This window comes from Rhodovulum sp. ES.010, assembly GCF_900142935.1.
Lineage (GTDB): Bacteria > Pseudomonadota > Alphaproteobacteria > Rhodobacterales > Rhodobacteraceae > Rhodovulum.
In genome coordinates, this window is record NZ_FSRS01000001.1 from 2,863,514 (window position 1) to 2,890,000 (window position 26,487).

General features: G+C 66.0%; 22 protein-coding genes and 1 tRNA gene. 15 read left to right on the forward strand and 8 right to left on the reverse strand.

The features are described 5' to 3' along the window. The first annotated feature begins 2 nt into the window (after positions 1–2). The 10 genes from BUR28_RS14095 to BUR28_RS14135 all read left to right on the forward strand — a co-directional run bounded on the left by BUR28_RS14095 (position 3) and on the right by BUR28_RS14135 (position 13,076). Positions 3–3,401 carry a D-Ala-D-Ala carboxypeptidase family metallohydrolase gene (locus BUR28_RS14095; protein ID WP_074220707.1) on the forward strand — a complete coding sequence of 1,133 codons (3,399 nt, stop codon included), beginning with the start codon at positions 3–5 and terminating at the stop codon, positions 3,399–3,401. A 498-nt stretch (positions 3,402–3,899) separates the two neighbouring features. Beyond that, a complete protein-coding gene (locus BUR28_RS14100) occupies positions 3,900–6,062 on the forward strand; it encodes an AMP-binding protein (protein ID WP_074220708.1) in 2,163 nt (720 codons plus the stop codon). Then, positions 6,059–6,355: a hypothetical protein gene (locus BUR28_RS19545; protein ID WP_139307578.1), complete on the forward strand. Its 297-nt coding sequence runs from the start codon at positions 6,059–6,061 to the stop codon at positions 6,353–6,355. Before BUR28_RS14100 ends, BUR28_RS19545 begins: the two co-directional genes overlap by 4 nt. Before the next feature lie 52 nt (positions 6,356–6,407). Next, positions 6,408–7,166: an ABC transporter ATP-binding protein gene (locus BUR28_RS14105; RefSeq protein ID WP_074221668.1), complete on the forward strand. Its 759-nt coding sequence runs from the start codon at positions 6,408–6,410 to the stop codon at positions 7,164–7,166. Between the two features lie 39 nt (positions 7,167–7,205). Beyond that, positions 7,206–8,201 (forward strand): branched-chain amino acid ABC transporter permease, encoded by a 996-nt coding sequence (locus BUR28_RS14110; RefSeq protein ID WP_074220709.1) that lies wholly within the window; start codon positions 7,206–7,208, stop codon positions 8,199–8,201. A gap of 3 nt (positions 8,202–8,204) precedes the next feature. Next, positions 8,205–8,450, forward strand: coding sequence for a hypothetical protein (locus BUR28_RS14115; protein ID WP_074220710.1), 246 nt, complete (start codon positions 8,205–8,207; stop codon positions 8,448–8,450). A gap of 1 nt (position 8,451) precedes the next feature. Further along, positions 8,452–9,528, forward strand: coding sequence for a branched-chain amino acid ABC transporter permease (locus BUR28_RS14120; RefSeq protein ID WP_074220711.1), 1,077 nt, complete (start codon positions 8,452–8,454; stop codon positions 9,526–9,528). A gap of 64 nt (positions 9,529–9,592) precedes the next feature. Next, positions 9,593–10,873 carry an ABC transporter substrate-binding protein gene (locus BUR28_RS14125; protein ID WP_074220712.1) on the forward strand — a complete coding sequence of 427 codons (1,281 nt, stop codon included), beginning with the start codon at positions 9,593–9,595 and terminating at the stop codon, positions 10,871–10,873. A 72-nt stretch (positions 10,874–10,945) separates the two neighbouring features. Further along, on the forward strand, positions 10,946–11,767 hold the full coding sequence (locus tag BUR28_RS14130) for an ABC transporter ATP-binding protein (protein WP_074220713.1): 822 nt from the start codon (positions 10,946–10,948) through the stop codon (positions 11,765–11,767). A gap of 64 nt (positions 11,768–11,831) precedes the next feature. Continuing rightward, positions 11,832–13,076 (forward strand): phenylacetate--CoA ligase family protein, encoded by a 1,245-nt coding sequence (locus tag BUR28_RS14135; RefSeq protein WP_074220714.1) that lies wholly within the window; start codon positions 11,832–11,834, stop codon positions 13,074–13,076. A 188-nt stretch (positions 13,077–13,264) separates the two neighbouring features. On the opposite strand, the gene BUR28_RS14140 is transcribed toward BUR28_RS14135, so the two are convergent. From BUR28_RS14140 to BUR28_RS14150, 3 genes are all read right to left on the reverse strand, one after another. After that, positions 13,265–15,010, reverse strand: a complete 1,746-nt coding sequence (locus BUR28_RS14140) for a PHA/PHB synthase family protein (RefSeq protein ID WP_083626657.1) — start codon at positions 15,008–15,010, stop codon at positions 13,265–13,267. 160 nt (positions 15,011–15,170) lie between these two features. After that, entirely contained in the window at positions 15,171–15,296 is a 126-nt protein-coding gene (gene ykgO, locus BUR28_RS14145) for a type B 50S ribosomal protein L36 (RefSeq protein WP_010141322.1), read from the reverse strand. Between the two features lie 74 nt (positions 15,297–15,370). Beyond that, positions 15,371–15,445, reverse strand: a tRNA-Val gene (locus tag BUR28_RS14150). Between the two features lie 150 nt (positions 15,446–15,595). On the opposite strand from BUR28_RS14150, the gene BUR28_RS14155 reads away from it, so the two are divergent. Next, complete coding sequence (locus BUR28_RS14155) at positions 15,596–16,453, forward strand: N-formylglutamate amidohydrolase (RefSeq protein WP_074220716.1); 858 nt, start codon at positions 15,596–15,598, stop codon at positions 16,451–16,453. A 64-nt stretch (positions 16,454–16,517) separates the two neighbouring features. Here BUR28_RS14155 and BUR28_RS14160 read toward each other — a convergent pair whose 3' ends face one another. Beyond that, positions 16,518–17,771, reverse strand: a complete 1,254-nt coding sequence (locus BUR28_RS14160; protein WP_074220717.1) for a DNA polymerase IV — start codon at positions 17,769–17,771, stop codon at positions 16,518–16,520. 149 nt (positions 17,772–17,920) lie between these two features. On the opposite strand from BUR28_RS14160, the gene BUR28_RS14165 reads away from it, so the two are divergent. Further along, entirely contained in the window at positions 17,921–18,817 is an 897-nt protein-coding gene (locus tag BUR28_RS14165) for an SPFH domain-containing protein (protein WP_074221669.1), read from the forward strand. Further along, positions 18,817–19,089 (forward strand): hypothetical protein, encoded by a 273-nt coding sequence (locus tag BUR28_RS14170; protein ID WP_074220718.1) that lies wholly within the window; start codon positions 18,817–18,819, stop codon positions 19,087–19,089. Before BUR28_RS14165 ends, BUR28_RS14170 begins: the two co-directional genes overlap by 1 nt. A 6-nt stretch (positions 19,090–19,095) precedes the next feature. Here BUR28_RS14170 and pyrF read toward each other — a convergent pair whose 3' ends face one another. Then, positions 19,096–19,800, reverse strand: coding sequence for an orotidine-5'-phosphate decarboxylase (pyrF, locus tag BUR28_RS14175; RefSeq protein ID WP_074221670.1), 705 nt, complete (start codon positions 19,798–19,800; stop codon positions 19,096–19,098). Between the two features lie 276 nt (positions 19,801–20,076). Between pyrF and clpB the strand changes: the two genes are divergently transcribed. Continuing rightward, the gene (gene clpB, locus BUR28_RS14180) at positions 20,077–22,692 is read left to right on the forward strand and encodes an ATP-dependent chaperone ClpB (protein ID WP_074220719.1); all 2,616 of its coding nucleotides are present in this window, start codon (positions 20,077–20,079) and stop codon (positions 22,690–22,692) included. Between the two features lie 76 nt (positions 22,693–22,768). On the opposite strand, the gene BUR28_RS14185 is transcribed toward clpB, so the two are convergent. From BUR28_RS14185 to BUR28_RS14195, 3 genes are all read right to left on the reverse strand, one after another. Next, positions 22,769–23,266 (reverse strand): fasciclin domain-containing protein, encoded by a 498-nt coding sequence (locus BUR28_RS14185; protein WP_074220720.1) that lies wholly within the window; start codon positions 23,264–23,266, stop codon positions 22,769–22,771. An 82-nt stretch (positions 23,267–23,348) separates the two neighbouring features. Next, the gene (locus BUR28_RS14190; RefSeq protein ID WP_074220721.1) at positions 23,349–23,840 is read right to left on the reverse strand and encodes a fasciclin domain-containing protein; all 492 of its coding nucleotides are present in this window, start codon (positions 23,838–23,840) and stop codon (positions 23,349–23,351) included. A gap of 206 nt (positions 23,841–24,046) precedes the next feature. Then, positions 24,047–24,490 (reverse strand): DUF302 domain-containing protein, encoded by a 444-nt coding sequence (locus BUR28_RS14195; RefSeq protein ID WP_074220722.1) that lies wholly within the window; start codon positions 24,488–24,490, stop codon positions 24,047–24,049. Between the two features lie 123 nt (positions 24,491–24,613). On the opposite strand from BUR28_RS14195, the gene BUR28_RS14200 reads away from it, so the two are divergent. Further along, positions 24,614–26,113, forward strand: a complete 1,500-nt coding sequence (locus tag BUR28_RS14200; RefSeq protein ID WP_074220723.1) for an FMN-binding glutamate synthase family protein — start codon at positions 24,614–24,616, stop codon at positions 26,111–26,113. Positions 26,114–26,487: the final 374 nt, after the last annotated feature.

Consider the following 26,487-nt stretch of genomic DNA (forward strand, 5'->3'; position numbering starts at 1 on the left):
CCATGGCGAAGATCACGGTCGAACAGCTGATGTCGAAGATGGCCAATCTCGGCATCGATGAGGCCGAACTGGCCGAGTATTTCATCGTCGACGAAGGCGAGTCGGGCGCGTTCGCCCCGCGGCTCAAACTCAACCCGTCGACGGTGCAGATCCCGCGGGGCGCGGAGGCCGAACAACGGACGGCCGCGCTCATGAACTCGGCCAACTGGTTCGCCCGGATGCATCGCAAGGGACGGTTCCGTGACATTCTTGCGAGAGGATATGATGGCCCCATCATCGTGTCCGAGGGCGACAGCTGGTTCCAGTATCCGATCCTCCTGAAGGATACGATCGATCACCTGATGGACAGCTATGCCGTCTACTCCCTGGGCGCGGCGGGCGATCTGCTCAAGCGCATGGCAGACAAGAAGGAGTACCTGCCCGCGCTGCAGGAAACCGGCGCCGAAATCCTCCTGATGTCGGGCGGCGGCAACGACCTGGTGGCCGGCGGCGCGCTGGCCTCGCATCTGGAGGAGTTCGACCCCGACCTGATGCCCGAGGACTACCTGCTGCCGTCGTTCCAGGCGCTTCTGGACGAGGCGCTTACGCATTACGGGCGGATGTTCCGGCAGGTGCATCAGGCGCTGCCGCATGTCAGCATCCTCTGTCACGGCTACGACTATCCGGTTCCGAACAAGGATCGGTGGCTGGGCAAGCCCATGGAATCCCGCGGGATTCGCGACAAGGAGCTGCAGAAGGCGATCGCGGCCGCAATGATGGATCAGTTCAACCGGCGCCTTCGGCGGCTCGCCCGGTCGATGCCCCATGTCACGTATATCGACTGCCGCGGCACGGTGGGTGACGACCGCTGGTATGACGGCCTGCATCCGACCAGTGCCGGCTATGGCGACGTCGCGCGGAAATTCGTGCGCGAAATCCAGCGCATCGCCAACGCGCGCAGCGGTCCGCCCATGGTGATCGGGGGGCCGTTCGGCAGCGCAGCGCGGCTCTCGCGCGCATTGCACGCCCCGGCCGTCAGCGCTGGCGGGCGTCCCAAGGGCCTGTCGCTCCATGTCGGGCTCAATACCGTCGATCCGGGCCACTATGACGGTTGGGACGGGCAGCTTACCGCGTGCGAGGCGGATGCGCACGCGATGCAGGGCCTCGCGGTCTCTGAAGGGTTCGAGCCGACCGTCCTGCTGACCCGTGACGCCACCCGCGCCAATGTCGTCGCCGAGATCGAGCGGGCGGCCGCCACGCTGGAGGGCGGCGACATGTTTCTCTTCACAGTATCGGCGCATGGCGGGCGCATCCCCGACTTCAACCGGGACGAAGACCACGACGACGACGCCAACCGGATGGACGAGACGCTGTGCCTGTTCGACTTCCAGCTGGCCGACGACGAACTTTACATGCTCTGGACGAAATTCCGGGCTGGCGTGCGGGTGCTGATGGTGCCCGACACCTGCCATTCGGGCTCCATGGTTAGGTTCGGCCCGACCGCGCCCGCCGAACTCTTCGGTCGCTCCCTCGAAACCGGACCGAAGGCCCGCTTCATGCCGGATTACGTCGCGGATCGGGTCTGGCGCGCGCACGAGGCGGCCTACCGGGACGCGTCGAAGTCCTACGGCGCCTTGAAGGAAAGCGTCATGACCAGTCCGCTTTCCTCGCCGATCCGGGCGTCGGTCCTGAACCTGGGCGCCTGCCGGGACGACCAGTTCGCCATGGATGGCGCGCAGAACGGGGCCTTTACCGGCGCACTTCTGGGCGTCTGGAACGATGGCCGCTTTTCCGGCGACTATCGTGCCTTTCGTGCCGCCATCGACACGCGGATCGGCAGTCCGAGCCAGACGCCCCAGCTTTTCGAGGCGCTGCTGCGTGATCCCAAGTTCGTCAGCGACCGGCCGTTCACACTGCAGCCGGAGAGCCGTCCGTCCACCGCGCCGGTTTCCGTGCCGGGCCCCGCTTACGGGGCAGGCGGAGCGGCCTTGAAGGCCGAGGAGGAAGGCGAAGGCGAGGAGCGCGACCAATTGCCCGACGCGGCGGTGGATGCCATCTTCCAGACGAAGGCGCGCGGCGCGGGATATCGGAACGCCGAGATCGCGCTGGCCTGTCCCGACTACGCGGAGTTCGACGGCTTCATCAAGAGCTTGGGCCTCAGCCACTTCACCACGGACGAGTTCCTGGTCCTTGGTGGCTCGCACAACACCCCCGGCGGGCCGTGCGAGGGCAAGAATACCTATCCGCCACGGCACCTGTGGACGCGCATCGCCAAGACCGCGCAGGTCCTCGACCATCTCCGCGACCGGTTGGGCAAGCCCATCGCGATCACGAACGCCTATCGCGCGCCAGCTTACAACAGCTGCATCGGCGGGGCCTCGGCCAGCCAGCACATGGAGTTCACGGCGTTGGATTTCAAAGTCCTGGGCATGGCCGCGCCCGAGGTCGCAACGGCGCTGCGGTGGTTGCGCGACAGGGAGGGCTTCTTCCGGGGCGGGATCGGGCGTTACAACAGTTTCACCCATGTCGACACGCGGGGGCACAACGCGACGTGGCCCGCCGCCTTCCGCGACGCCGCGCTTCCGGCCAACTCGCCGTTGCTCGAGCGCGCACCGCGAGACCTGACGGAGCGGATCGCCGCGCTGCATGCCGTTGAACTGGCCGCGCCACGCAGCCGCCGCGCCGCGAAGACGGTCGTGTCGGCCTATTCCCAGCCTGTCAGCCGATCCGGCGAGGCGTTCGACCCGTCCGCCGGGATTGCGGCGCATCAACAGTCGCTCAAGGCCACGGTCAGCGCGTCGAGCGTCATTTCCTTCGTCGACAATCTGACCCCCGCCCAGAAGGAGGATGTGCTGCTCTCGACGCTCTTCGCGCAGCGGGCCGCGGATGCGAAGGCGGACGCCGTAAAGGAGAGGGCGGCCTGGTACGACGTGTACATGAGGATGCTGAGCCTGATGGGATGGGTCCGCGAGGCCGCGCCGTTCGAGGCAAGCCGGAAGATGAAAGGCAACGGCAGCTTCGATCAGGTGATCCTCGCGACGCTGGCCCAGGTCGCCACCGGGAACCAGTTCAAGATCGTCGAGAGCGCGATCGGGGCGCTCAAGGGGCTTGCCGACGACGACGGCAAGATCGAGCTTTTCGACTTCGAGACGTCGAGCACCACCGGCGGCAATTTCCAGATCGGCAGCGCCGAGAACTCCGGCGAGGTGGTGAGCATGGCGCTGGGCGCGTTCAATTTCACCTACAAGGACCGCAAGCAGAACATCCTCTTCGTGTCCTGGGGCAAGAACGAACTGGACTACTGGCTGTCTGCGCAGAAGCTGTCCCTCAGCCCGACGATCTACGACGCGGTGCGCGACATCGTGGCGTCGAAGCTGGAGCACACGCGAAAGACGCTCATCGCGGATATCGACATCGTCTGAACATCGTCGGGCCGCAACGCGCGGGGCGCGGGCTCAGGGCTGGTCCACCACCTGCAGGTGCCGGGCCGGCCGGTCCACCTTGTCCAGGCGAAGGGTGCCGCGCACGAGACTGCGCACCTTTCCTCCACGCTCACGGGCATGCCGTCCTCGGCCAGGTTTCGCGCGCCGTATGGGGGCAGCTCCACCCCCTGCTTCGTTCGGCCGTCGGTCAAAGCGCAAGGCGTGCCAAGGCGCCTCGCCGGGGCTGCCGCGCCGCACGCTGTCGCACGCCGCGCAATTTTCTAACCTTTTGCTTGACCGTCCACGGGCCATGCGCAAATGTTGCCCTCGCACCGGCCCCGATGCGACCTTGGAGGAGGTCCACACTTGGGGCGACGGGAGGAGGAGAGGGCCTGCAACGGCCCGAAATCGGCCGGCCTGTCCGGCCCGCCATGGTACCGCGAAACCCCCGGAAAACATGGGGAAGAGGCGGCCTGCGGCGTATGGGAGGAGACATTCTTGGCACCTGACGGCACGTCCACGGACGAGCTTTGTTCCATTCCGGCCTATCTCGCGCGGAACGTGCGCCTCTACGGCGACAAACCCGCTCATCGCGAGAAGGAATTCGGTATTTGGCAATGCTGGACCTGGAGCCAGGCCAATGACGAAATCCGGGCGCTGGCGATGGGGCTGCTGGCCCTCGGGCTCGAGCGTGGCGAGTATGTGGCGATCATCGGGCGCAACCGGCCGGCGCATTACTGGGCGATGGTGGCCGCGCAGATGTGCGGGGCGATCCCGGTGCCGCTCTACCAGGACGCGGTGGCCGAGGAGATGGCCTATGTGCTGGACCATTGCGGCGCGCGCTTCGTGGTCTGCGGCGACCAGGAGCAGGTCGACAAGGTCATCGACGTCCAGGACCGCGTCCACCACATCGAGCATGTCCTCTACAACGACAAGCGAGGCATGCGGAAATACGACCACACGCATCTGAACTGGCTTAAGGATATTGAGGACGAGGGCCGCGCAGGCCATTTGCGTCTAGAGCCCGAGCTGGAGCGGCGCATCGCCGAGCTGGGCTACGATTCGACCTGTGTGATGCTCTACACGTCGGGCACGACCGGCAAGCCCAAGGGCGTGGTGCTGTCGAACCGCAACATCATCGAGACCGCGAAGGCCTCGGTCGCGTTCGACAATCTTGGCCAGGACGAAGAGGTTCTGGCCTATCTGCCGATGGCCTGGGTGGGCGATTTCATCTTTTCCATCGGGCAGGCGATGGTAGCGGGGTTCTGCGTGAACTGCCCCGAGAGCCCCGACACGATGATGACCGATCTGCGCGAGATCGGGCCGACCTATTTCTTCGCGCCGCCCCGCATGTTCGAGACGATGCTGACCAACGTGATGATCCGGATGGAGGATGCGGGCGATCTGAAGCACGCGCTCTTTCACCATTTCATGGAGTTCGCCAAGGGCGCCGGCGAGGAATACGGCATGCCCCGCTACCGTAAGCAGCAGTCGAAGCCGACGCTGCGCCGCCGGGTGCGCTGGATCTATCGCTATGCGATGGGGGTCGGCTTTGCGGTCGAGACCATCGTCGAGAACGCGGTGCGCGGGTTCTTCGTGCGGCTGCGCCATCCGCTGGAGGCGCGCAAGTATTTCAAGGCGCGGGGGCCTTTGCTGAACCTCTATCCGCAGCCCCTGCGCGACTATTTCGAGTATCGCACGGGCGAGGTGCTGATCTACGGGCCGCTCAAGAACACCCTTGGCCTCAGCCGCATCCGGGTGGCCTATACCGCGGGCGAGGCGATCGGTCCCGAGATCTTCGAATTCTACCGCTCGCTGGGGATCAACCTCAAACAGCTCTACGGCCAGACCGAGGCCAGCGTCTTCATCACCCAGCAGCCCGACGGGCAGGTGCGGTCCGACACGGTGGGCGTGCCGTCCCCGGGCGTCGAGGTGAAGATCGCCGAGAACGGCGAGGTGTTCTACCGCTCGCCCGGCACCTTCGTCGAATACTACAAGAACCCCGACTCCACCGCCTCGACCAAGGACCCGGAGGGCTGGGTCGCCACCGGCGATGCCGGCTTCTTCGAGGAAGGAACCGGGCACCTGCGGATCATCGATCGCGCCAAGGACGTGGGCAAGATGGCCGATGGCAGCCTGTTCGCGCCCAAATATGTCGAGAACAAGCTAAAGTTCTACCCGGATATCCTGGAGGCGGTGGTGTTCGGCGCCGGCAAGGATCGCTGCTGCGCCTTCATCAATATCGACCTGACGGCGGTCGGCAACTGGGCGGAGCGCAACAACATCGCCTATGCGTCCTACCAGGAACTCGCCGGCCACCCGCGCGTGCTGGAGACGATCCAGGCCCATGTCGAGGAGGTGAACGCCTCGGTGGCCGAGGACCCGATGCTCTCGGGCTGCCAGATCCACCGCTTCCTGGTGTTGCACAAGGAACTCGATGCGGATGACGGCGAACTGACCCGCACCCGCAAGGTCCGCCGCAACATCATCGCCGAGAAATTCGCCGACCTCGTGACCGCGCTCTACGACGGGTCCGGCAGCATCTATACCGAGACCGAAGTCACCTATGAGGACGGCCGCAAGGGCAAGATCCGGGCGACCCTGGAAATCCGGGATGCCGAGGTGGTGACGCCGAAGCCCGAAGGCCAGGTGGCGGCATGACGAGCAGAGAAAAGCTCTTCACCGGGTACGGTATTCTTGTGGTTGTAGCCTTCTGGATGGCTGGATTTGTCAATCCATCCCAGCACTGGGTTTTTGTGGCAGCAATTTTCTTCGCGCCAATGTGGGCATTATTGATGGCGGATTCACAGGAGCATGATGGAAGCTCGTCATCGACTTTTGCAGTTCTTCTTTTGACCCCCCTATTCTCACTTTTCTCTTCAGTTGTAGGGCTGTCGGCTCTTTCTTGGTTATTAGGATTCTTCGGTTTGGGGGGTGCCAAGTTTGCTCCATAGAGAAGAAGACAAATACGTGACCGAGGACGGCCGCACCATCGGCGGTGTGCTGATGGAGTTGAAGCACATTACGCTGAAATTCGGGGGCGTGGTGGCGATCAAGGATATCAGCTTCGACATCCGCGAGGGCGAGATCCGCGCGATCATCGGGCCGAACGGGGCGGGCAAGTCCTCGATGCTGAACGTCATCTCCGGCTTCTACACGCCGACCGAGGGCGAGGTCTGGTTCGAGGGCAAGCGGCGCCCGCAGATGCGCCCCTACAAGGTCGCCCAGCAGGGCATCGCGCGGACCTTCCAGAACATCGCGCTGTTCAAGGGCATGTCGACGCTCGACAACATCATGACCGGGCGGATCACCCGGATGAAGGCGGGGCTTCTGAGCCAGGCGCTATGGAGGGGCAAGGCCGAGGCCGAGGAGACCGAGAACCGCGCCGCCGTCGAGAAGATCATCGACTTCCTGGAAATCCAGCACATCCGCAAGACGCCGGTGGGCCGCTTGCCCTATGGCCTTCAGAAGCGGGTGGAACTGGGCCGGGCGCTCGCCGCCGAGCCGCGGCTTCTGCTGCTGGACGAGCCGATGGCGGGTATGAATGTCGAGGAGAAGGAGGACATGTCCCGCTTCATCCTCGACGTGAACGACGAGTTCGGCACCACCATCGTGCTGATCGAGCACGACATGGGCGTGGTGATGGACCTGTCCGACCGCGTCGTCGTGATGGATTACGGCAAGAAGATCGGCGACGGCACGCCCGATGAGGTTCGCAACAACAAGGAAGTGATCGACGCCTATCTGGGGGTGACCCATGAGTGAGCGCCCGACCTGCACCCGCCACCGGAAGGAGGCCTGCTGATGCCCGACCAGTTCCTGTATGCCATCGAGGTCATGATCAACGGGCTCATGGCCGGCGTGCTCTACGCGCTGGTCGCGCTGGGCTTCGTCCTGATCTTCAAGGCGTCGGGCATCTTCAACTACGCGCAAGGCGTGCTGGCGCTATTCGCCGCGCTCACGCTGGTCGGGCTGCAGGAGGGGCAGGTGCCCTTCGCGCATCTCATCAACGCGACCTTCGGCACGGAGGTGCACCATTTCGGCTGGGAACTGCCCGCCATCGTCGCGATCGTCCTGACCGTGGGCGTGATGATCCTGCTCGCCATCGCGATCGAGAAGTTCATCCTGAAACACTTGGTCAACCAGGAACCGATCATCCTATTCATGGCCACCATCGGGCTTGCCTATTTCCTGGAAGGCTTCGGCGATATCATGTGGGGGTCGGACATCAAGACGCTGGATGTCGGACTACCGCAGGGAGGCAGTTTCTGGATCGAGGAGAAAACCGCGGCGCTGGGCGGCGAGGGCTTCTACGGCTTCTTCATCGACAAGCTCGATATCGTGGCGGCGCTGGTCGCCGCGATCCTCGTGATCTCGCTGACGCTGTTCTCGCAGTACTCCAAGCAGGGTCGTGCGCTGAGGGCGGTGGCGGACGACCACCAGGCCGCGCTCAGCGTGGGGATCAGCCTTCGCTTCATCTGGGTGCTGGTCTGGTCCATCGCGGGGTTCGTCGCGTTGGTCGCGGGGATCATGTGGGGCGCGAAATCGGGGGTGCAGTTCTCGCTGTCGCTGATCGCGCTCAAGGCGCTGCCGGTTCTGATGCTCGGGGGGTTCACCTCGATCCCGGGCGCCATCGTCGGGGGGCTGATCATCGGGGTGGGCGAAAAGCTCTTCGAATTCACCATCGGGCCGATGATCGGCGGCGCCACCGAGAACTGGTTCGCCTATGTGCTCGCCCTAGTGTTCCTCGTGTTCAGGCCGCAGGGCCTGTTCGGGGAGAAGATCATCGAAAGGGTGTGAAAGATGCAAAAGCTCTACGCCATCTCCTGCGTCACCGGTTGGGGGTTCTTCTACGCCTTCACCTTCCTGGCCCTGACGTCGCTGGACGGCGCGGCCTGGATGCCGGCCACCTATGCCGTCCTCGCCTTCGGCGGGTTCCTCACGGGCATGCTCTGCTGGGTGCGGATTGTCGGCGGAAAGCGCCGGCAACTGAAACCCGCGCCCGTGCGCGCCCGACGCAGACCCGAGTTCACGAGGGAGATCGCCTGACATGTTCTATCGCGAAGCCGGCGACTTCAAGACGTCCTACGTGGACGACAACCAGACGTTCCCGATCGGGTTCGACCGCTTCCGGTATTACGCGGTCCTCGTCGTCGCCTTCGCGGTCATCCCCTTCATCATCGACGATTACTGGGCCAACGCGATCTTCGTGCCTTTCCTGATCTACGCCATCGCGACGATCGGGTTGAACATTCTGACGGGGTATTGCGGGCAGGTGAGCCTGGGCACTGGCGGGTTCATGGCTGTGGGGGCCTATGCCTGCTACAAGCTGATGACGGCTTTTCCCGACGTGAGCATCGTGATCCACGTGATCCTGGCGGGGGTCATCACCGCGGGCGTCGGCGTGATCTTCGGGCTGCCCTCGCTCAGAATCAAGGGCTTCTACCTGGCGGTCGCGACGCTGGCCGCGCAATTCTTCCTGGTCTGGCTCTTCAACAAGGTGCCTTGGTTCTACAACTACTCGGCCTCGGGCCAGATCTCGGCGCCCGAGCGCACGGTTTTGGGCATCGCGGTCACCGGACCCGAGACGACGGCCTGGGCAAAATATCTCATCTGTCTCGTCTTCGTGGTGGTACTGGCCTGGGCCGCGCGGAACATGACGCGCGGTACGCTGGGCCGGTCCTGGATGGCGATCCGCGACATGGACATCGCCGCCGAGATCATCGGGGTGAACCCGCTGAAGGCCAAGCTGACCGCCTTCGCCGTATCGTCCTTCTATATCGGGATTGCCGGGGCGCTGTTCTTTGCCGTCTACCTGGGCGCGGTCGAGGTGGGCGAGGCATTTGGCATCCAGAAATCGTTCCTGATCCTTTTCATGGTGATCATCGGCGGGCTCGGCTCGATCTTCGGCAGTTTTGCCGGCGCGGCTTTCCTCGTGTTGCTGCCGGTCCTGCTGAAGAACGCGCTGGTGGGGGGGCTGGGCTGGCCCACGGACCTGACGGCGCATCTGCAGCTGATGATCGTGGGGGCGCTCATCATCGTCTTCCTGATTGCCGAGCCGCACGGGTTGGCCCAACTCTGGCGGATCGCCAAGGAGAAGCTCAGGCTTTGGCCGTTTCCGCACTAGGGAACGGAGAGACGCGCGAAAAGCCGGGTCAACCCGGCACGGTTCAAATTTGGGAGGAGACCACATGAACCTGAAACTGGCATCCGCGGCCCTCGGCGCGGTTTTGGCCGCAAGCCCGGCGCTGGCCGATCTCGTCTTTCCCGACCTCAGCTATCGCACCGGCCCTTACGCCGCGGGCGGCGTTCCGTTCTCGGACGGCTACCAGGATTACTTCACGCTGGTGAACGAGCGCGACGGCGGCATCGGCGGCGTGACGGCGCGCGTGATCGAGTGCGAAACCGCCTACAACACCGAGAAGGGCGTGGAGTGCTATGAGGCGACCAAGGGCGAGGGCGCGCTGATCTACCAGCCGCTGTCGACCGGCATCACCTACCAGCTGATCCCCAAGGTCTCGGCCGACGGCATTCCGCTCCACACCATGGGGTATGGCCGCACCTCGGCGGCGAACGGCAAGGTGTTCGAGTGGGTGTTCAACTACCCGGCCAACTACTGGGACGCGGCCTCGGTGGCGATCAAGTACCTGCTGGACGAGAACGGCGGCGATCTGGGCGACAAGAAGATCACGCTACTCTATCACAACTCCGCCTATGGCAAGGAGCCGATCCGGACGCTGGAGCAGCTTTCCGAAAAGCACGGCTACGAGTTCAACGCGATCCCGGTCGATCATCCCGGCCAGGAGCAGAAGTCCCAGTGGCTGCAGATCCGGCGTGAACGGCCGGACTACGTGATCATGTGGGGCTGGGGCGTGATGAACCAGGTCGCCGTGCAGGAGGCCGCCAACATCCGTTTCCCGATGGAGAACTTCATCGGCAACTGGTGGGCAGGGGCCGAGCATGACGTGACGCCCGCCGGGGACGCCGCCGATGGCTACAAGGCGCTGAACATGAACCGCATCTCCGATTACCCGGTCTTTGACGACATCCAGGAATACGTGATCGACGCGGGGCTTGCCGCCGGTGACGGCTCGAACGTGGGCAAGGTGCTCTATACCCGCGGGATGTATGCCGCGATGCTTGCTGTCGAGGCCGCCAAGACCGCGCAGGAAATCCACGGGACGCCCGATATCACCGCGGCGATGATGCGCGACGGGATGGAGGCGCTGGAGATGACCGAAGCGAAAATGGAGGCGCTGGGCGCTCCTGGTATCGGCCCGGAATTCACTGTCAGCTGTTCCGACCATGGCGGCTCGGGCATGGGCATTGTCCAGCAGTGGAACGCCTCCGACGGGGAATGGGGCGCACTGACCGACTATATCGCCCCCGACGACGAGATCATCCAGCCGCTCGTAGAGGAGGACTCGATGGCCTTCGCAGACGAGAACGACATCGAACTTCGCTGCGACTGACCTGAACCTGTCCCGGCGCGGGCAATCGGGCCTGCGCCGGGTTCATCCGGAATTCGAAGGGACCCACCGGGAATGCTCGACGCTGGCCATACCCAAGAGACGCTTCTTGAGGTCAACAACATCGAAGTGATCTACAACCACGTGATCCTGGTGCTGAAGGGCGTGTCGCTTTCGGTGCCCAAGGGCGGCATCACCGCGCTTCTGGGGGGGAACGGCGCGGGCAAGACCACCACGCTCAAGGCGATCTCCAACCTTCTGTATTCCGAGCGCGGCGAGGTCACCAAGGGCTCCATCGTCTATCGTGGTCAGAGGGTGCAGGACCTCGGCCCGTCTGATCTGGTCAAGATGGGTGTGATCCAGGTGATGGAGGGACGCCACTGCTTCGAACACCTCACGGTGGAGGAGAACCTTCTGACCGGCGCCTATACCCGCAGCGACAAGGCCGCGATCCAGACCGATCTCGAGATGGTCTATTCCTATTTCCCCAGGCTCAAGGAACGCCGGAAATCCCAGGCGGGCTACGCCTCGGGCGGCGAGCAGCAGATGACGGCGATCGGGCGGGCGCTGATGTCCCGCCCAGAGACGATCCTGCTGGACGAGCCCTCGATGGGCCTCGCGCCGCAGCTCGTCGAGCAGATTTTCGAGATCGTCAAATCGGTGAACGAGAACGAGGGCGTTACATTCCTGCTGGCCGAGCAGAACACCAACGTCGCCCTGCGTTACGCCCATTGCGGCTACATTCTGGAATCGGGCCGCATCGTGATGGACGGCCCCGCGGCCGACCTGCGCGAGAACCCCGACGTCAAGGAGTTCTACCTCGGAATGGCCGAAGAGGGCCGCAAGAGCTTCCGTGACGTGCGCAGCTACCGCCGCCGCAAGCGGTGGCTGAGTTGACCTGCGCCGCGGCCGGGCGCAGGCTGCCGGCCACCCGCCGCTCCAGTGACTGGAAGGATGAGCCATGAGCGCCCATTTCGACAGCCTCGAAACCCGTTCGCCCGACGAGCGTTCCGCCTCCATCGCCCAGTGCCTGCCCGCGCAGATCGCCACGGCGAAAGGTCTGCCGGGCTATGGCGCGGCCCTGGCCGAGGTGGACCCGGAAGAGATCACCGGGCCCGAGGCGTTGACCGCGCTGCCGGTCCTGCGCAAATCGACGCTGGCCGGCGCGCAGGGCGACCGGCCGCCTTTCGGCGGTTTCACGGCCTGGCCGGCTTCTCGATTCGACCACGTCTTCCAGTCCCCCGGACCGATCTATGAGCCAGGCTGCGTGTCCACCAATTGGTGGCGTCTGGGCCGGTTCCTGTCCGCCTGCGGGGTCGGCCACGGCGACATCGTGCAGAACTGCTTCGGCTATCACCTCACGCCTGCAGGGATGATCTTCGAGAACGGCGCGCGTGCGGTCGGCGCGGTGGTGCTGCCCGCCGGCACCGGCCAGACCGAGTTGCAGGCGCGCGCCGCCCATGACATCGGCGTCACAGTCTATGCCGGTACTCCCGATTATCTAAAGGTCATTCTCGACAAGGCTGACGAGATGGGGCTGGATCTGTCGCGCATCACGCGGGCTGCCGTCTCCGGGGGGGCGCTCTTCCCCTCGCTGCGCCAGGAATACGCGGACCGCGGGATTGCCTGCCTGCAGTGCTACGCCACGGCCGATCTGGGCAATATCGCCTATGAAAGCCCGCCGCCCGATTTCCCGGCCAATCTGCCCTCGGGCATGATCGTCGACGAGGGGGTGATAGTCGAGATCGTGCGCCCCGGCACGGGCGACCCCTTGCCGGACGGCGAGGTGGGCGAGGTCGTCGTGACCACGCTCAACCCCGATTACCCGCTGGTCCGGTTCGCCACAGGAGACCTCTCGGCGGTTCTGCCGGGCCGCTCGCCCTGCGGTCGGACGAACATGCGGATCAAGGGCTGGATGGGCCGCGCCGATCAGACAACCAAGATCAAGGGCATGTTCGTGCGTCCCGAACAGGTGGCCGATCTCGTCGCGCGTCACCCCGAGGTGGCGCGGGCGCGGGTGATCGCGGGGCGCGACGGCGAGATGGACACGATGACCGTTCAGTTCGAAACCGCGGCGACGGACGCCGCCGCATTCGAGGCGAGCGTTGTGGAGGTGCTGAAACTCAAGGGCAAGGTGGAACTCGTGGCGCCGGGCACCCTGCCCAATGACGGCAAGGTCATCGACGACCGGCGCAGCTACGGCTAGCGCGCCGCGCCTGCTCCGCGCCATGCTGTCCTATGGCCGTCGGCCCCCGCTCAGGCGCTTCTTCTTGGTTCAAATACTCCGGGGGTCCGGGGGCAGCGCCCCCGGCGGGTCGCCTTGCCGCAGACCGAGGCGAAACCGGCATCGCATCGCCGTGCCGCGGCCCTGCCGTGCGGAAGCCTTGCCGAGCCTTACTTCTGGAACACGTAGGTACCGGGCGCCGGCCCCAGGGGCGGCAACTCGGTCTCGGGCGCACCAAGACTTGGCGGTGGCCCCTTCTCCTTACCGCTCTTCTCGGCCAGCCAGGCGCTCCATTCGGGCCACCATGAGCCTTCCTTGGCGGGATGCCGCTCGAACCAGGTGTCAGGGTCCATGTAGGTCGATTCCGCCGTGCGATGCCCGATCCGGTAGTGCCGGCCCCGGTGGCCCGGTTCGGAAAGGATGCCCCCGTTATGTCCGCCCCTGGTCAGCACGAAGGTCAGTTCGGACTCGGTAAAGAGCGTCACCTTGTAGACCGAGTGCCAGGGGGCGATGTGGTCCTTCTCGGTGCCGATCACGAAGAGCGGCGCGTCGATGTCCTTCAGCGCGATCACCCGTCCGTCGACGGCGAAACGCCCCGATGTCAGCCGGTTCTCCATGAACAGGCCGCGCAGGTATTCGGAGTGCATGCGTGCCGGCATGCGCGTCGCATCCGCGTTCCAGACGGCGATATCGAAATCGGGCTCGTCCTCGCCCAGGAAATAGCGTCGGACATAGCGTGACCAGATCAGTTCCTCGGCCCGCAGCGCCCGGAACGCGCCGGCCATCTGCTTCTGGTCGAGATAGCCCTGGTCCCACATCATGTCCTCGAGGAAGGCGACCTGGCTTTCGTCGAGAAACAGCATCAACTCGCCGGCCTCCGTGAAATCGGTCTGCGCGGCCAGCAGCGTGATCGAGGCCAGCCGGTCGTCGCCGTCGCGTGCCATGGTTGCCGCCGCGATCGCGAGGATCGTGCCGCCCAGGCAATAGCCGCAGGAATGAACGCGGCGGCCGGGCACGATCCGGGTTACGGCGTCCAGCGCGGCCATGACCCCCTGTCGCCGATAATCATCGAGCGAGACGTTGCGATTCGCTTCGGTCGGGTTGACCCAGGAGATCGCGAACACCGTGAAGCCTTGCCCGACGAGGTAGCGGATCAGCGAGTTCTCGGGGCTCAGGTCGAGGATGTAGTATTTCATGATCCAGGCCGGCACGATCAGGATCGGCTCGGGGTGAACGGTCTCGGTTTGCGGCGTGTACTGGATCAGTTCGAAGAGTTCGTTGCGGTAGACCACGTCGCCCGGCGTGCAGGCCAGGTTGCGGCCCACCTCGTAGGCGCCGTTGGGCGGGCGCGGTCCCTCGCCGGCCAGACGTGCCGTGATGTCGCGTCCAAGGAAGCTTGCGCCGCGGGCGAGGTTGACGCCGCCGCTTTCCAGGGTCTTCTGCAGGATCTCGGGATTGGTCAGCGGCGCGTTCGAGGGCGAAACGACGTCGAGTGCCTGGCGCGCCATGAAGGCCACGCGCTCGGCGTCGTGCGGGTCGGTTCCGCGCGCCGGTTCGGTCGCGTGCTCCCACCAGTCCTGACAGGCAAGAAAGCCCTGTTTCCAGAGGCTGAAGGGCGGCGTTTCCCAGCCCGGATGGTCGAAACGGCGGTCGCCGCGGCGCGGCGCGAAGGGCGGGTCGGTCCGCCCGCCCGCCGCGGCGTGGGTCGCCAGCTTGACAGCCGATCGCATGGCGTGCTCGGCCAGTTCCAGCTGGCGGCCCGGGGCGCGGGCAAGGTGGCTGGCCCAGTCCGCCCACGCTGCGAAGGCCGCGTTGGGAGAAGACCCGCCGATGGCCCGCGCCAGAAGCGCCCGGCTGGCGCGGTCGAAGGTTTCGTAGGGATGCGCGGACTTGTGCTGCCCGTTGGGTGACGTCATGCCAGCTCGTGCCCCGATTTGATTGCGCTTGTATCGCAATGCTCTGTTGCAGTTTTGCGATGCTCCTGACCTTGACCTATCGCAAGCCCTGCGGAGCAAAGGAAAAGGCCCCGGCGATCGCGCCGGGGCCTGTCATGCTCGTTTCCGTGGCGGTGTCCGCTCAGCCCTGACGGGCCTTGAAGCGGCGCTGGGTCTTGTTGATGACGTAGACCCGGCCCTTGCGGCGCACAACGCGGCAGTCGCGGTGACGCTGCTTGAGCGAGCGGAGCGAGTTGCGGACCTTCATCGGTCGTCTCCTCATGTCGCGGCGCGTCGGTGCGCCTTTGGGTTGCGGCCACGGCCCCGCGGGGCCGAATTCGATGGTGGGCGGTACTGGGATCGAACCAGTGGCCCCTACGATGTCAACGTAGTGCTCTACCGCTGAGCTAACCGCCCGCACCAACCGATCCCGCCGTCCGAAAGAAAACGGACGCGGGCAGGACCGCGTCGGTTCGCAGGTCTATAAAAGGAGTCGCGAGATCGTTCAAGGGCTTTTGGCCGGCGCCGTCTTGCCGCTATAAACAGACGAAAGGAGGGCCGACCGCGGTGAGTGCCTACAGGTTGTTCCGGCCCGAGTGGCCGTCGACGAGCGTGGTGTTTTCCTCGCCCCACAGTGGGCGCGAATACCCGTGGTCGTTCCTCCGTCAGACGAGTCTGGACGAGCGTGCGATCCGGTCGTCGGAGGACGCCTTCGTCGATTTGCTGTTCGCCGATGCGCCGACCCATGGCGCACCGCTGATCGCGGCCAATGCGCCACGCGCCTTCGTCGATCTGAACCGGTCGGCCGAGGAACTGGACCCTGCGGTGGTCGAGGGGGCGCGGCTTGCGGGCCACAACCCGCGAATCAGTTCCGGCCTGGGGGTGATCCCGCGGGTCGTGGCGAATGGGCGGGCGATCTATCGCGGCAAGATCGGGCTGCGCGAGGCCGAAGCGCGGATCGCGACCTACTGGCGCCCCTATCACGCGGAATTGCAGGGGCTGCTGGGTCGGGCGCAGGCCCATTTCGGAGAAGCGATCCTGATCGACTGCCATTCGATGCCGCGCGAGGCGATCGAGAGCATCGCCGCGGGGGCGCGGCAGCGCCCCGATGTCGTGCTCGGCGATCGCTTCGGAGCCTCTGCAGAGGCCGAACTGGTCGACCGCGTCGAGGCGGCGTTCAGCGCAGCCGGTCTGCGCGTCGGCCGCAACGCGCCCTTCGCCGGCGCCTATATCACCCAGCGCTACGGGCGGCCCACCCGGCGCCAGCACGCCATTCAGGTCGAAATCGACCGCTCGCTCTACATGGACGAGGCGGAGGTGCGGCCGAACCGCGGATTCGACGATTTCCGGCGGCTTATGGGATCCGTGGTCGCCGACCTGGCCGAGATCGGGCGGGCAAAAGAGGTGCCGCTGGCCGCCGAGTGAGGGCGCTCTTTGCGGCCGTGGCCTCCGTCGACTTCCGTTGCCACGGGTCTCGGCCGCGCTGCGGCTAACGCAGCGCGCGGCCCTTGAGGATCGCCTGTGCGCCGAACCGGGCGCGTATCGCGTCGCTGGCCCGTTCGGCCCGGGCGCGCGCTGCCGCCTGCGGATCGAGCAGATCGCCCGAGAGATCGGCCCCCGCGGCGGGCACGATGTCCGACAGTCCCACGCCCACCAACCGGACCGGACCGGTTTCGCCGGACCTGTCGAACAGCGCGCGCGCCTCGCGGTAGATGCGGTCCGCGATCTGGGTGGCGTCGGCCAGCGCGTGGCGCCGGGTCACGAGGCGGTGGTCGGCGCGCTTGAGCTTGAGCGTCACAACCCGGCCGGCCCGCCCCTTGGCCTTGGCGCGATCCGCGACCTTTTCGGCCATGCGCCAGATATGGCCGTCGAGCAGGTCCGGGTCGGCGATATCCTCCGAAAACGTCGTCTCGTTCGAGATGCTCTTGACCGGCGCGTTCGGCGACACGCGGCGCGCATCCTCGCCGCGGGCGAGGCGGAACAGGCGGTCGCCCATGGATCCGAAGCGCGCGTGCAGGTCTTGCCGATCCCAGCGCCGCAGATCGGCGAAGGTACGAATGCCCGCCTTTTCCAGCGCCGCCTGACCGCTTGCCCCGACCCCCCAGATCATTCGCACCGGCTTGTCGGCGAGAAACCTTTCGGTCTCGGCGCGTCCGATCACGGCAAAGCCGCGCGGCTTGTCGAGATCGGAGGCGATCTTGGCAAGGAACTTGTTGTGGGACAGGCCGACCGACCCGGTCAGACCAAGCTCGTCCTCCATGCGCTTGACGAGCCGCGCGAGCAAGAGCGCGGGGGGCGCGCCGTGCAGCCTGGACGTGCCCGAGAGATCGAGGAACGCCTCGTCGAGGGCAAGCGGTTCCACCGCCGGCGTCAACTCCTCCATCATCGCGCGGATCGCCCGCGAGGCTTCGGCATAGGCCGCCCCGCGGGGCTTCACGACGACCGCGTCGGGGCAGAGGGCGAGCGCCTTGAACATCGGCATCGCCGAGTGCACGCCGCGGATGCGGGCGATGTAGCAGGCGGTCGACACGACACCGCGCCGGCCGCCGCCCACGATCACCGGCTTGTCGCGCAACTCGGGATTGTCGCGTTTTTCCACCGCCGCGTAGAAGGCGTCGCAGTCGATATGCGCGATCGCGAGGTCGAACAGCTCGGGGTGAGCGATCACGCGCAGCCGCCCGCAGGCGGGGCAGCGGTGGCCCGCGTCGAACGCGGTCAGGCAGTCGCGGCACAGGGCGGGCATGGCGGGAATCCGGTACGTGACACGGATGCTGCATATTTTCGGCTAGCTTCGCGCCCATGATGCGCGCGGGCGCGTGCCCGGCGCAAGTCTTCCTTGCCGGGCGCGAGCGTTCCATAATCGAAACCAGAGACTCGAACGAGGACGGGCAGATGAACTTGGAAGATTTTCTCGCCGCACTTTTCGGCGGCAACCTCGTGGTGCTGCTGCTCGCGGCCTTCGTCATCCTCTGCGTGGTGCTGGGGGTGCGGATCGTGCCGCAGTCGGAAAAGCACGTGGTCGAACGGTTCGGCAGGCTGCGCTCGGTGCTGGGGCCGGGGATCAACTTCATCGTGCCATTCCTGGACCGGGTGGCGCACAAAATCTCGATCCTGGAACGCCAGCTGCCTAATGCCAGCCAGGATGCGATCACCGCCGACAACGTGCTGGTGCAGGTCGAAACCAGCGTGTTTTATCGCATCCTCGAGCCGGAAAAGACGGTCTACCGGATCCGCGACATCGACGGGGCGATCTCGACCACGGTGGCGGGCATCGTGCGGGCCGAGATCGGCAAGATGGAGCTCGACCAGGTGCAGTCGAACCGGTCCGAGCTGATCCAGACGATCAAGGAGAGCGTGGAGGACGCGGTCGAGAACTGGGGGATCGAGGTGACCCGGGCCGAGATCCTGGACGTGAACCTCGATGCCGCGACGCGCGAGGCGATGCTGCAGCAGCTCAATGCCGAACGGGCGCGGCGCGCCCATGTGACCGAGGCCGAGGGCAAGAAGCGCGCGGTCGAGCTGCAGGCCGATGCCGAGCTCTACGCCGCCGAGCAGGAGGCCAAGGCCCGCCGCATCTCGGCCGAGGCCGAGGCCTATGCGACGCAGGTCGTGGCACAGGCGATCGCCGATAACGGGCTGGAGGCCGCGCAATACCAGGTTGCGCTGAAACAGGTCGAGGCGCTGACCAAGGTGGGCGAGGGACAGGGCAAGCAGACGATTATCGTGCCGGCGCACGCGATGGATGCTTTCGCCGACGCGTTCCGGATGCTGAAGGGGCGAGGGGGGTGATGTCGTTTCTCGAAATGTGGTGGGTCTGGCTGGCCGCGGCGGTCGCCTTGGCGATCCTCGAACTGATCGTGCCGGCTTACGTGTTCTCGGGGTTCGCCATCGGCGTGGGCGCGGTCGGGCTCGCGATGTGGGCGGGGCTCGATCTCGGCTGGCCGTGGCTGGTGCTGATCGCCGCGCTGATCTCTCTTGCCGCCTGGCTCGCGCTGCGTGCCGCGCTGGGCGTGCGCAAGGGGCAGGTCAAGATCTGGGACCGCGACATCAACGACGACTGATGCCGCTCATGGCAGCTCCGCCCGCACCGCCAGGGCCGCGGTGCGCGGGTCGGGCGCCTGCCAGATCGGGCGCCCGACCACGATGTGGTCGGCCCCGTCGGCGATGGCTCGTGCCGGCGCCGCCACGCGTTTCTGGTCGCCCAGCGCCGAGCCTGCGGGCCGCACCCCCGGCGTGACGATCAGCTTGCTCGCCGCCTCTGGAAGGGCGCGGATCATCGCCGCCTCCTGCGGGCTGGCGATCACCCCGTCGGCCCCGGCGGCGAAGGCCCGCTGCGCGCGTTCCAACACGATTTCGGACAGATGGCCCGGCCGGATCAGCCCGGCGTCGAGATCGAGCCGGTCGAGCGAGGTCAGGATCGTGACGGCGAGGATTTGCATACCCGACGCGCCGGTGCCTTCGCGTGCCGCCCGCACCACGTGCGGGTCGCCGTGGACCGTCAGAAAATCAAGCTCGAAGCGGGCAAGGCCGCGCACCGCCGCCTCGACCGTCGCGCCTATGTCGAAGAGCTTCATGTCGAGAAAGATGCGCTTGCCGTGCTGGTCCTTGAGCTCCTGCGCCAGCGCAAGGCCGCCGCCGGTCAGCATCCCGAGGCCGATCTTGTAGAATGACACGGCGTCGCCGATGCGGTTGGCGAGCATGTGCCCGGCATGGGCGTCGGGCACATCGAGGGCCACGATCAGGCGGTCATCGGTGGGGGTAGTTTCGGTCATCGTCTGGCTCCGTTCCGCGCGCCGGGTCTGCGCGCGCACGGGGCAGGTGTCAAGCGGGCCGGACCAAGGCACCGCCGCCTTCGTTGTCTTCATCGTGCTTCCTGTCGCCCTTGCCCGACGCGTATAGTCGATGTTGCCGATTTGCAACTCTTTCGCCGGCCGTCATCTTGTCAGCCGGGTGGCCGGCACCCATTTTCTTTTCCGAAGACCCGGAGCAAGGCGTGCCGCAGGACGGGCGCCGCGCGAACAGGGGGCTTGTAAAAAGGAGAACAGCCGATGAACCTGGAAAAGTTCACGGAGCGGTCGCGGGGATTCCTGCAAGCGGCCCAGACCATCGCGATGCGCGAAAGCCACCAGCGGCTCGCGCCCGAACATCTGCTCAAGGCACTGATGGACGACGAGGAGGGGATGGCCTCCAACCTCATCCGCCGCGCGGGCGGCGCGCCCGAGCGTGTGGCCGAGGCCGTCGATACGGCACTGACCAAGATGGCCAAGGTGTCGGGCGATGCGGGCCAGACCTTCCTGGACCAGTCCACCGGCCGCGTGCTGGACGAGGCCGAGAAGCTTGCCAAGAAGGCGGGCGACAGCTTCGTGCCGGTCGAGCGCGTGCTGATGGCGCTGGCGATGGTGCCGTCCAAGGCGAAGGACGCGCTGGATGCGGGCGCGGTGAGCGCGCAGGCCCTCAACGCCGCGATCAACGACATCCGCAAGGGCCGCACTGCCGACACGGCGTCGGCCGAGGAGGGCTATGAGGCGCTGAAGAAATACGCGCGCGACCTGACCGAGGCGGCCGAGGAAGGCAAGATCGACCCGATCATCGGTCGCGACGAGGAAATCCGCCGCGCGATGCAGGTGCTGAGCCGCCGGACCAAAAACAACCCCGTCCTGATTGGTGAGCCCGGCGTCGGCAAGACCGCCATCGCCGAGGGGCTGGCGCTGAGGATCGTCAATGGCGACGTGCCCGAAAGCCTGAAGGACAAGCGTCTGTTGTCGCTGGATATGGGTGCGCTGATCGCAGGCGCGAAATATCGCGGCGAGTTCGAGGAACGGCTGAAGTCGGTACTGAGCGAGATCACTGCCGCGGCGGGTGAGATCATCCTATTCATCGACGAGATGCACACGCTGGTCGGCGCCGGCAAGTCCGAGGGCGCGATGGACGCAGCCAACCTGATCAAGCCGGCACTGGCCCGTGGCGAGTTGCACTGTATCGGGGCGACCACGCTCGACGAGTACCGCAAGCATGTGGAGAAGGACGCGGCGCTGGCGCGGCGGTTTCAGCCGCTTTTCGTCGAGGAGCCGACGGTGGAGGACACCGTGTCGATCCTGCGCGGCATCAAGGAGAAATACGAGTTGCACCACGGGGTGCGAATCTCCGACGCCGCGCTGGTGGCTGCCGCTACGCTGAGCCATCGCTACATCACCGACCGGTTCCTGCCGGACAAGGCGATCGACCTGGTGGACGAAGCCGCCAGCCGGCTGCGGATGGAGGTGGATTCCAAGCCCGAGGAACTGGACGCGCTGGACCGCGACATCCTCCAGAAACAGATCGAGGCCGAGGCGCTGCGGAAAGAGGACGACGCGGCCTCCAAGGATCGGCTCGCCAAGCTGGAGCAGGAACTGGCCGACATGCAGCAGGAGTCGGCCACGCTGACGGCGCAATGGCAGGCCGAGCGGGATCGCCTCGACAGTGCGCGCGAGTTGAAGGAACAGCTCGACCGGGCGCGGGCGGAACTCGACCACGCCAAGCGCGAGGGCAACCTGGCCCGCGCCGGGGAACTCTCCTACGGGGTAATCCCGCAGCTTGAAAAGCAGCTCGCCGAGGCCGAGGCGCAGGAGGACGACGTGCTGGTCGAAGAGGCGGTGCGGCCCGAGCAGATTGCCCAGGTGGTCGAACGCTGGACCGGCATTCCGACCTCCAAGATGCTGGAGGGCGAGCGCGAAAAGCTGCTGCGCATGGAAGAGGAACTGGGCAAGCGGGTGATCGGCCAGAAGGCCGCCGTGCAGGCGGTGGCCAATGCCGTGCGCCGGGCGCGTGCGGGGCTCAACGACGAGAACCGGCCGCTGGGTTCGTTCCTGTTCCTCGGCCCCACCGGCGTCGGCAAGACCGAGTTGACCAAGGCCGTGGCCGAGTACTTGTTCGACGACGACCAGGCGATGGTGCGCATCGACATGTCCGAGTTCATGGAGAAGCATTCCGTCGCCCGCCTGATCGGCGCGCCTCCGGGTTATGTCGGGTACGACGAGGGCGGCGTGCTGACCGAGGCCGTGCGCCGGCGCCCCTACCAGGTGGTGCTGTTCGACGAGGTCGAGAAGGCGCACCCGGAGGTCTTCAACGTGCTGTTGCAGGTGCTGGACGATGGCGTCCTGACCGACGGGCAGGGCCGCAAGGTCGACTTCAAGCAGACGCTGATCGTGCTGACCTCGAACCTGGGAAGCCAGGCGCTGAGCCAGTTGCCCGAGAACGCGGATGCGAGCCAGGCCAAGCGGGACGTGATGGATGCGGTGCGCGCGCATTTCCGGCCGGAGTTCCTGAACCGGCTGGACGAGATGGTGGTGTTCGACAGGCTGACCCGGGACGACATGACCGGGATCGTCGAGATCCAGTTGCGCCGGCTGCAGAAGCGACTGGCGGCGCGCAAGATCGGGCTGGATCTGGACGCCGATGCCGAGAAGTGGCTGGCGGACGCGGGCTACGACCCGGTCTACGGCGCGCGGCCGCTGAAACGGGTGATCCAGAAGGCCCTTCAGGACCGGCTGGCCGAGATGATCCTGGCCGGCGAGGTGCGCGACGGCGATACCCTCAGCGTGACCGCTGGGGCCGATGGGCTGATCATCGGCGACCGGGTGGTCGGCTCGAACCGACCGAAGCCCGAGGACGCAGTCGTTCACTAGGCGCTTGAACTGCCGAACCAAGACGCCCGCCCCAATCGCCAACGGGGCGGGCGTTTCTTTTGCGCATGCCGAGGATTCAGTGCTTCGGCGGCAGCAGAACGCGGTCGACGACGTGGATGACCCCGTTCGAGGCCATGATGTCGGCGGTGGTGACGCGTGACTTGTTCACACGGACGCCACGCGTGCCGTCGACATGAACCGTGTCGCCTTGCACCGTCGCGACGCGCAGCCTCTGGCCGGCCAGTTGATCCGACGTCACGGCGCCGGGCACGACATGGTAGGTTAGCACCGACACCAGCCGTTCTCGGTTCTCGGGCCGCAAGAGCGTCTCGACCGTGTTCGCCGGCAGGGCGTCGAAGGCGGCGTTTGTTGGAGCGAAGACGGTGAACGGGCCGTCGCCCTTCAGCGTATCGACGAGGCCGGCGGCCTGTACGGCCGTGACCAGGGTCGAGAATTCTTCGTTGGACGCCGCGATGTCTACGATGTCGGGTTCGGATTGCATCGGCGCGCAGGCGGCGAGCGTTGCCGCGAGGCCGGTCGCGGCCAGCATGCGGATGGCGGCTCTTCGCTTCATGGATGACTCCCCCGTTCTATCGGGTACACAAAGGCAGGGACGGGCCGGAGCCCGCCCCCGGTTACTGTCTGTTCCTGCGCCCTTACATATCGGCGCCGGGCAGGATCACCTGGTCGATCACATGGATCACGCCATTCGACGCCTCGATATCCGCGGAAACGACGCTCGCACCGTCCACGGTCACGCCGCCCTCGGTGCCAATGGTCACTTCCGAACCCTCGACCGTCGCGGCCGTCATACCGTCGGACAGGTCGCCGGACATCACCTTTCCAGGGACGACGTGATAGGTGAGGATGGCGGTCAGCTGGTCCTTGTTCTCGGGCTTCAGCAGTTCGTCAAGCGTGCCCTCGGGCAGCGCGGCGAAGGCGTCGTCGGTCGGAGCGAAGACGGTGAACGGGCCTTCTCCTTTCAGGGTATCGACGAGGCCTGCGGCCGACACGGCCGCGACGAGCGTGGTGAATTGATCCGACTCAGAGGCGATGGTCACAATGTCCTTGGACATGGTGTCGCCGGCGAAGGCGGGGGCGGCGATGAAAGAGGCGGCGGTTACCGACAGAAATGTTCTGCGAAGCATGAGTGTCTCCCTTGATGTGTGGCCTATCCAATCGCTGGATTTTGGCAACTACGCCGGGACGTAGGGCGCAGATGAGCGGGGTTTTCCGCCGATCCGCTCTGAGGATGGTTTGACGATATCGCGCGCCGCGCTAAGCCCGGCTGGCGCACGAAGTCATGTAAAAATACGTTGACCTGCGTTGAACGCCCGTGAGCGGAACGCAGGATTCAGTCCATCCCCACGGCCTCGCGCGCGATGGTGTCCAGCAGCGCCTCGACCTCTTTCATCGGGCCTTCCGGGAGCTGCCGGTAGCCGATCGTGGTCTGGTCGGGGGTTTCGGGATACTGCAGAACGAAGATGTCGTAGGGGCAGAACTGCACGTTCATCGGGTCGGCTTCCATCACCTTGCGCGACAGCGCCGCCGAGCAGAAACTGAAGATGTCGGCCTTGATAAAGATCGTGACGTCCGAGCCCACATCGGCCTTGGTGCGTTCCAGCATGTCGCCGGTGTGGCTGACACTGTCGATCACCAGGCCCTGGCCCAGCACCGCGTTTTCCAGCCCGAATGCCACGTCGTCGAAGCTCTGGTCCACGGTATAGGTGACGACGCCCTCGGCCTGGGCCGAGAAGGCGCCGATCGCCATCACGATGGCGGCGGCAAATCCCTTCATGTCTTCCTCCCCTGCGGCCCGGCGCGCGGGCTTGTGTCGTGTCGCCTGTGCGGCCACTGTATCGCCGGGGCGGGGCTGCTCCTTGATCGAGGTCAACCGTCCGCGGGCGGGGTTGGAGGGATGATGGGCTGGGCCTATTACGCGCTGCAGATCATGGCGGGCGCCTTCGCGCTGGTCCTCGGCATCATGGTCCTGGTTGTGCTGCTGGTCTTCCTGGTCGACCGCACCCAGACGGGTGACGCGATCCGGCGCAACTACCCGGTGATCGGCCGGTTCCGGCATCTTTTCACCGCGCTGGGCGAGTTCTTCCGGCAGTATTTCTTTGCGATGGACCGTGAAGAGATGCCCTTCAACCGCGCCCAGCGGGACTGGGTGACCCGCGCGGGCGAGGGGCAGGGCAACACCGTGGCGTTCGGGTCGTCCCGCAATCTCGGCATCCCCGGCACGCCGATCTTCGTGAATGCGGCCTTCCCGCCGCTCGAAAACCAATTCGCCGCAACCGAGCCGATGGAGATCGGCCCCTATGCGCGGCATCCTTTCGTCGCGCCGTCGATTTTCAACATCTCGGGCATGAGCTACGGGGCGATATCGAAGCCGGCGGTCGAGGCGCTGGCGCGTGGCGCGGCCCAGGCAGGGATTTGGCTGAATACCGGCGAGGGGGGCGTGTCGCCCTATCACCTGGCTGCCGGCTGCGATCTCGTCTACCAGATCGGCACCGCCAAATACGGCGTGCGCGACGCCGCGGGCCGGATGTCCGACGAACGGCTGCGCGAGGTGGCGGCGCAGCCGCAGATCCGGATGTTCGAGATCAAGCTCAGCCAGGGGGCCAAGCCCGGCAAGGGCGGTATCCTGCCCGCCGCCAAGATCAATGCCGAGATCGCCGCGATCCGCGGCATACCCCTGGGCCACGATAGCTATTCGCCGAACCGCCATGCCGAGGTAGACGACTGGGGGGATATGCTCGACATGATCCACCACATCCGCAAGGTCACCGGCAAGCCCGTGGGTTTCAAGACGGTGGTCGGCGGGCCCGAACCCTTCGAGGACTTGTTCCGGCTGATCCGCGAGCGCGGCGCAACGGCGGCGCCCGACTTCATCACCATCGATGGCGGTGAGGGCGGGACCGGCGCCGCGCCAATGCCGCTGATCGACCTCGTGGGCCTGCCGATCCGCGAGGCGCTCTTGATGGTGTCGGACCTGCGCGACATCAACGGCCTGCATGACCGGATCCGCCTTGTGGCCAGTGGCAAGCTGGTCAATCCCGGCGACGTGGCCTGGGCGATCGCGGCGGGGGCCGATTTCGTTGTCTCGGCGCGCGGCTTCATGTTTGCGCTTGGATGCATCCAGGCGCTCAAGTGCAATCGCAACACCTGCCCCACCGGCATCACCACCCATGACCCGCGCCTGCAGAAGGGGCTCGTAGCCGAGCGGAAATACACCCGCGTGGCTCGCTATGCGCGTGCGGTGATCGACGAGGTCGAGACGATCGCCCATTCGGTGGGAGTCAGCGAGCCGCGCAAGATGCGCCGCCGCCATGTGCGCCTCGTTCTGCCCGACGGCACCACGCGACCGATGAACGAGGTCTATCCGCGCAGCGACGAGGCGAACAGCCACGTCCGATGAACTCTCAGGCACGCCTCCCGGCGGTGGGCTCCATGGAAGCGGCGACCGTAACCCGCCCCTGGCGGCAAGAGGCGACGCGCTCGCGCAGCCTGCAGAACGCGGTTCCCCAACCGGGCTGGCGGCGACAGCGGCGGAGCCTTCTATCCGTGCTCCGCCTTTGCAAACGACCTCGCGTGCCTGCCGCCGAGCGCTGATTCCGGGTCTGCCGCCCTCGGACTCGGCTCGCCTGCCCGCAAGTCCCGGCCTGACTCAGGCGTCCACCCCGAAGTCGGAGGAGCGAGTCTGTGGAGAACCCGCCTGCGACGCCTTTTCGAGCGTGCAAAGCGCGGGCGCTTGGCGCCAAGGTCCCGGCGTCCTGCCGGCGGCATCGATCT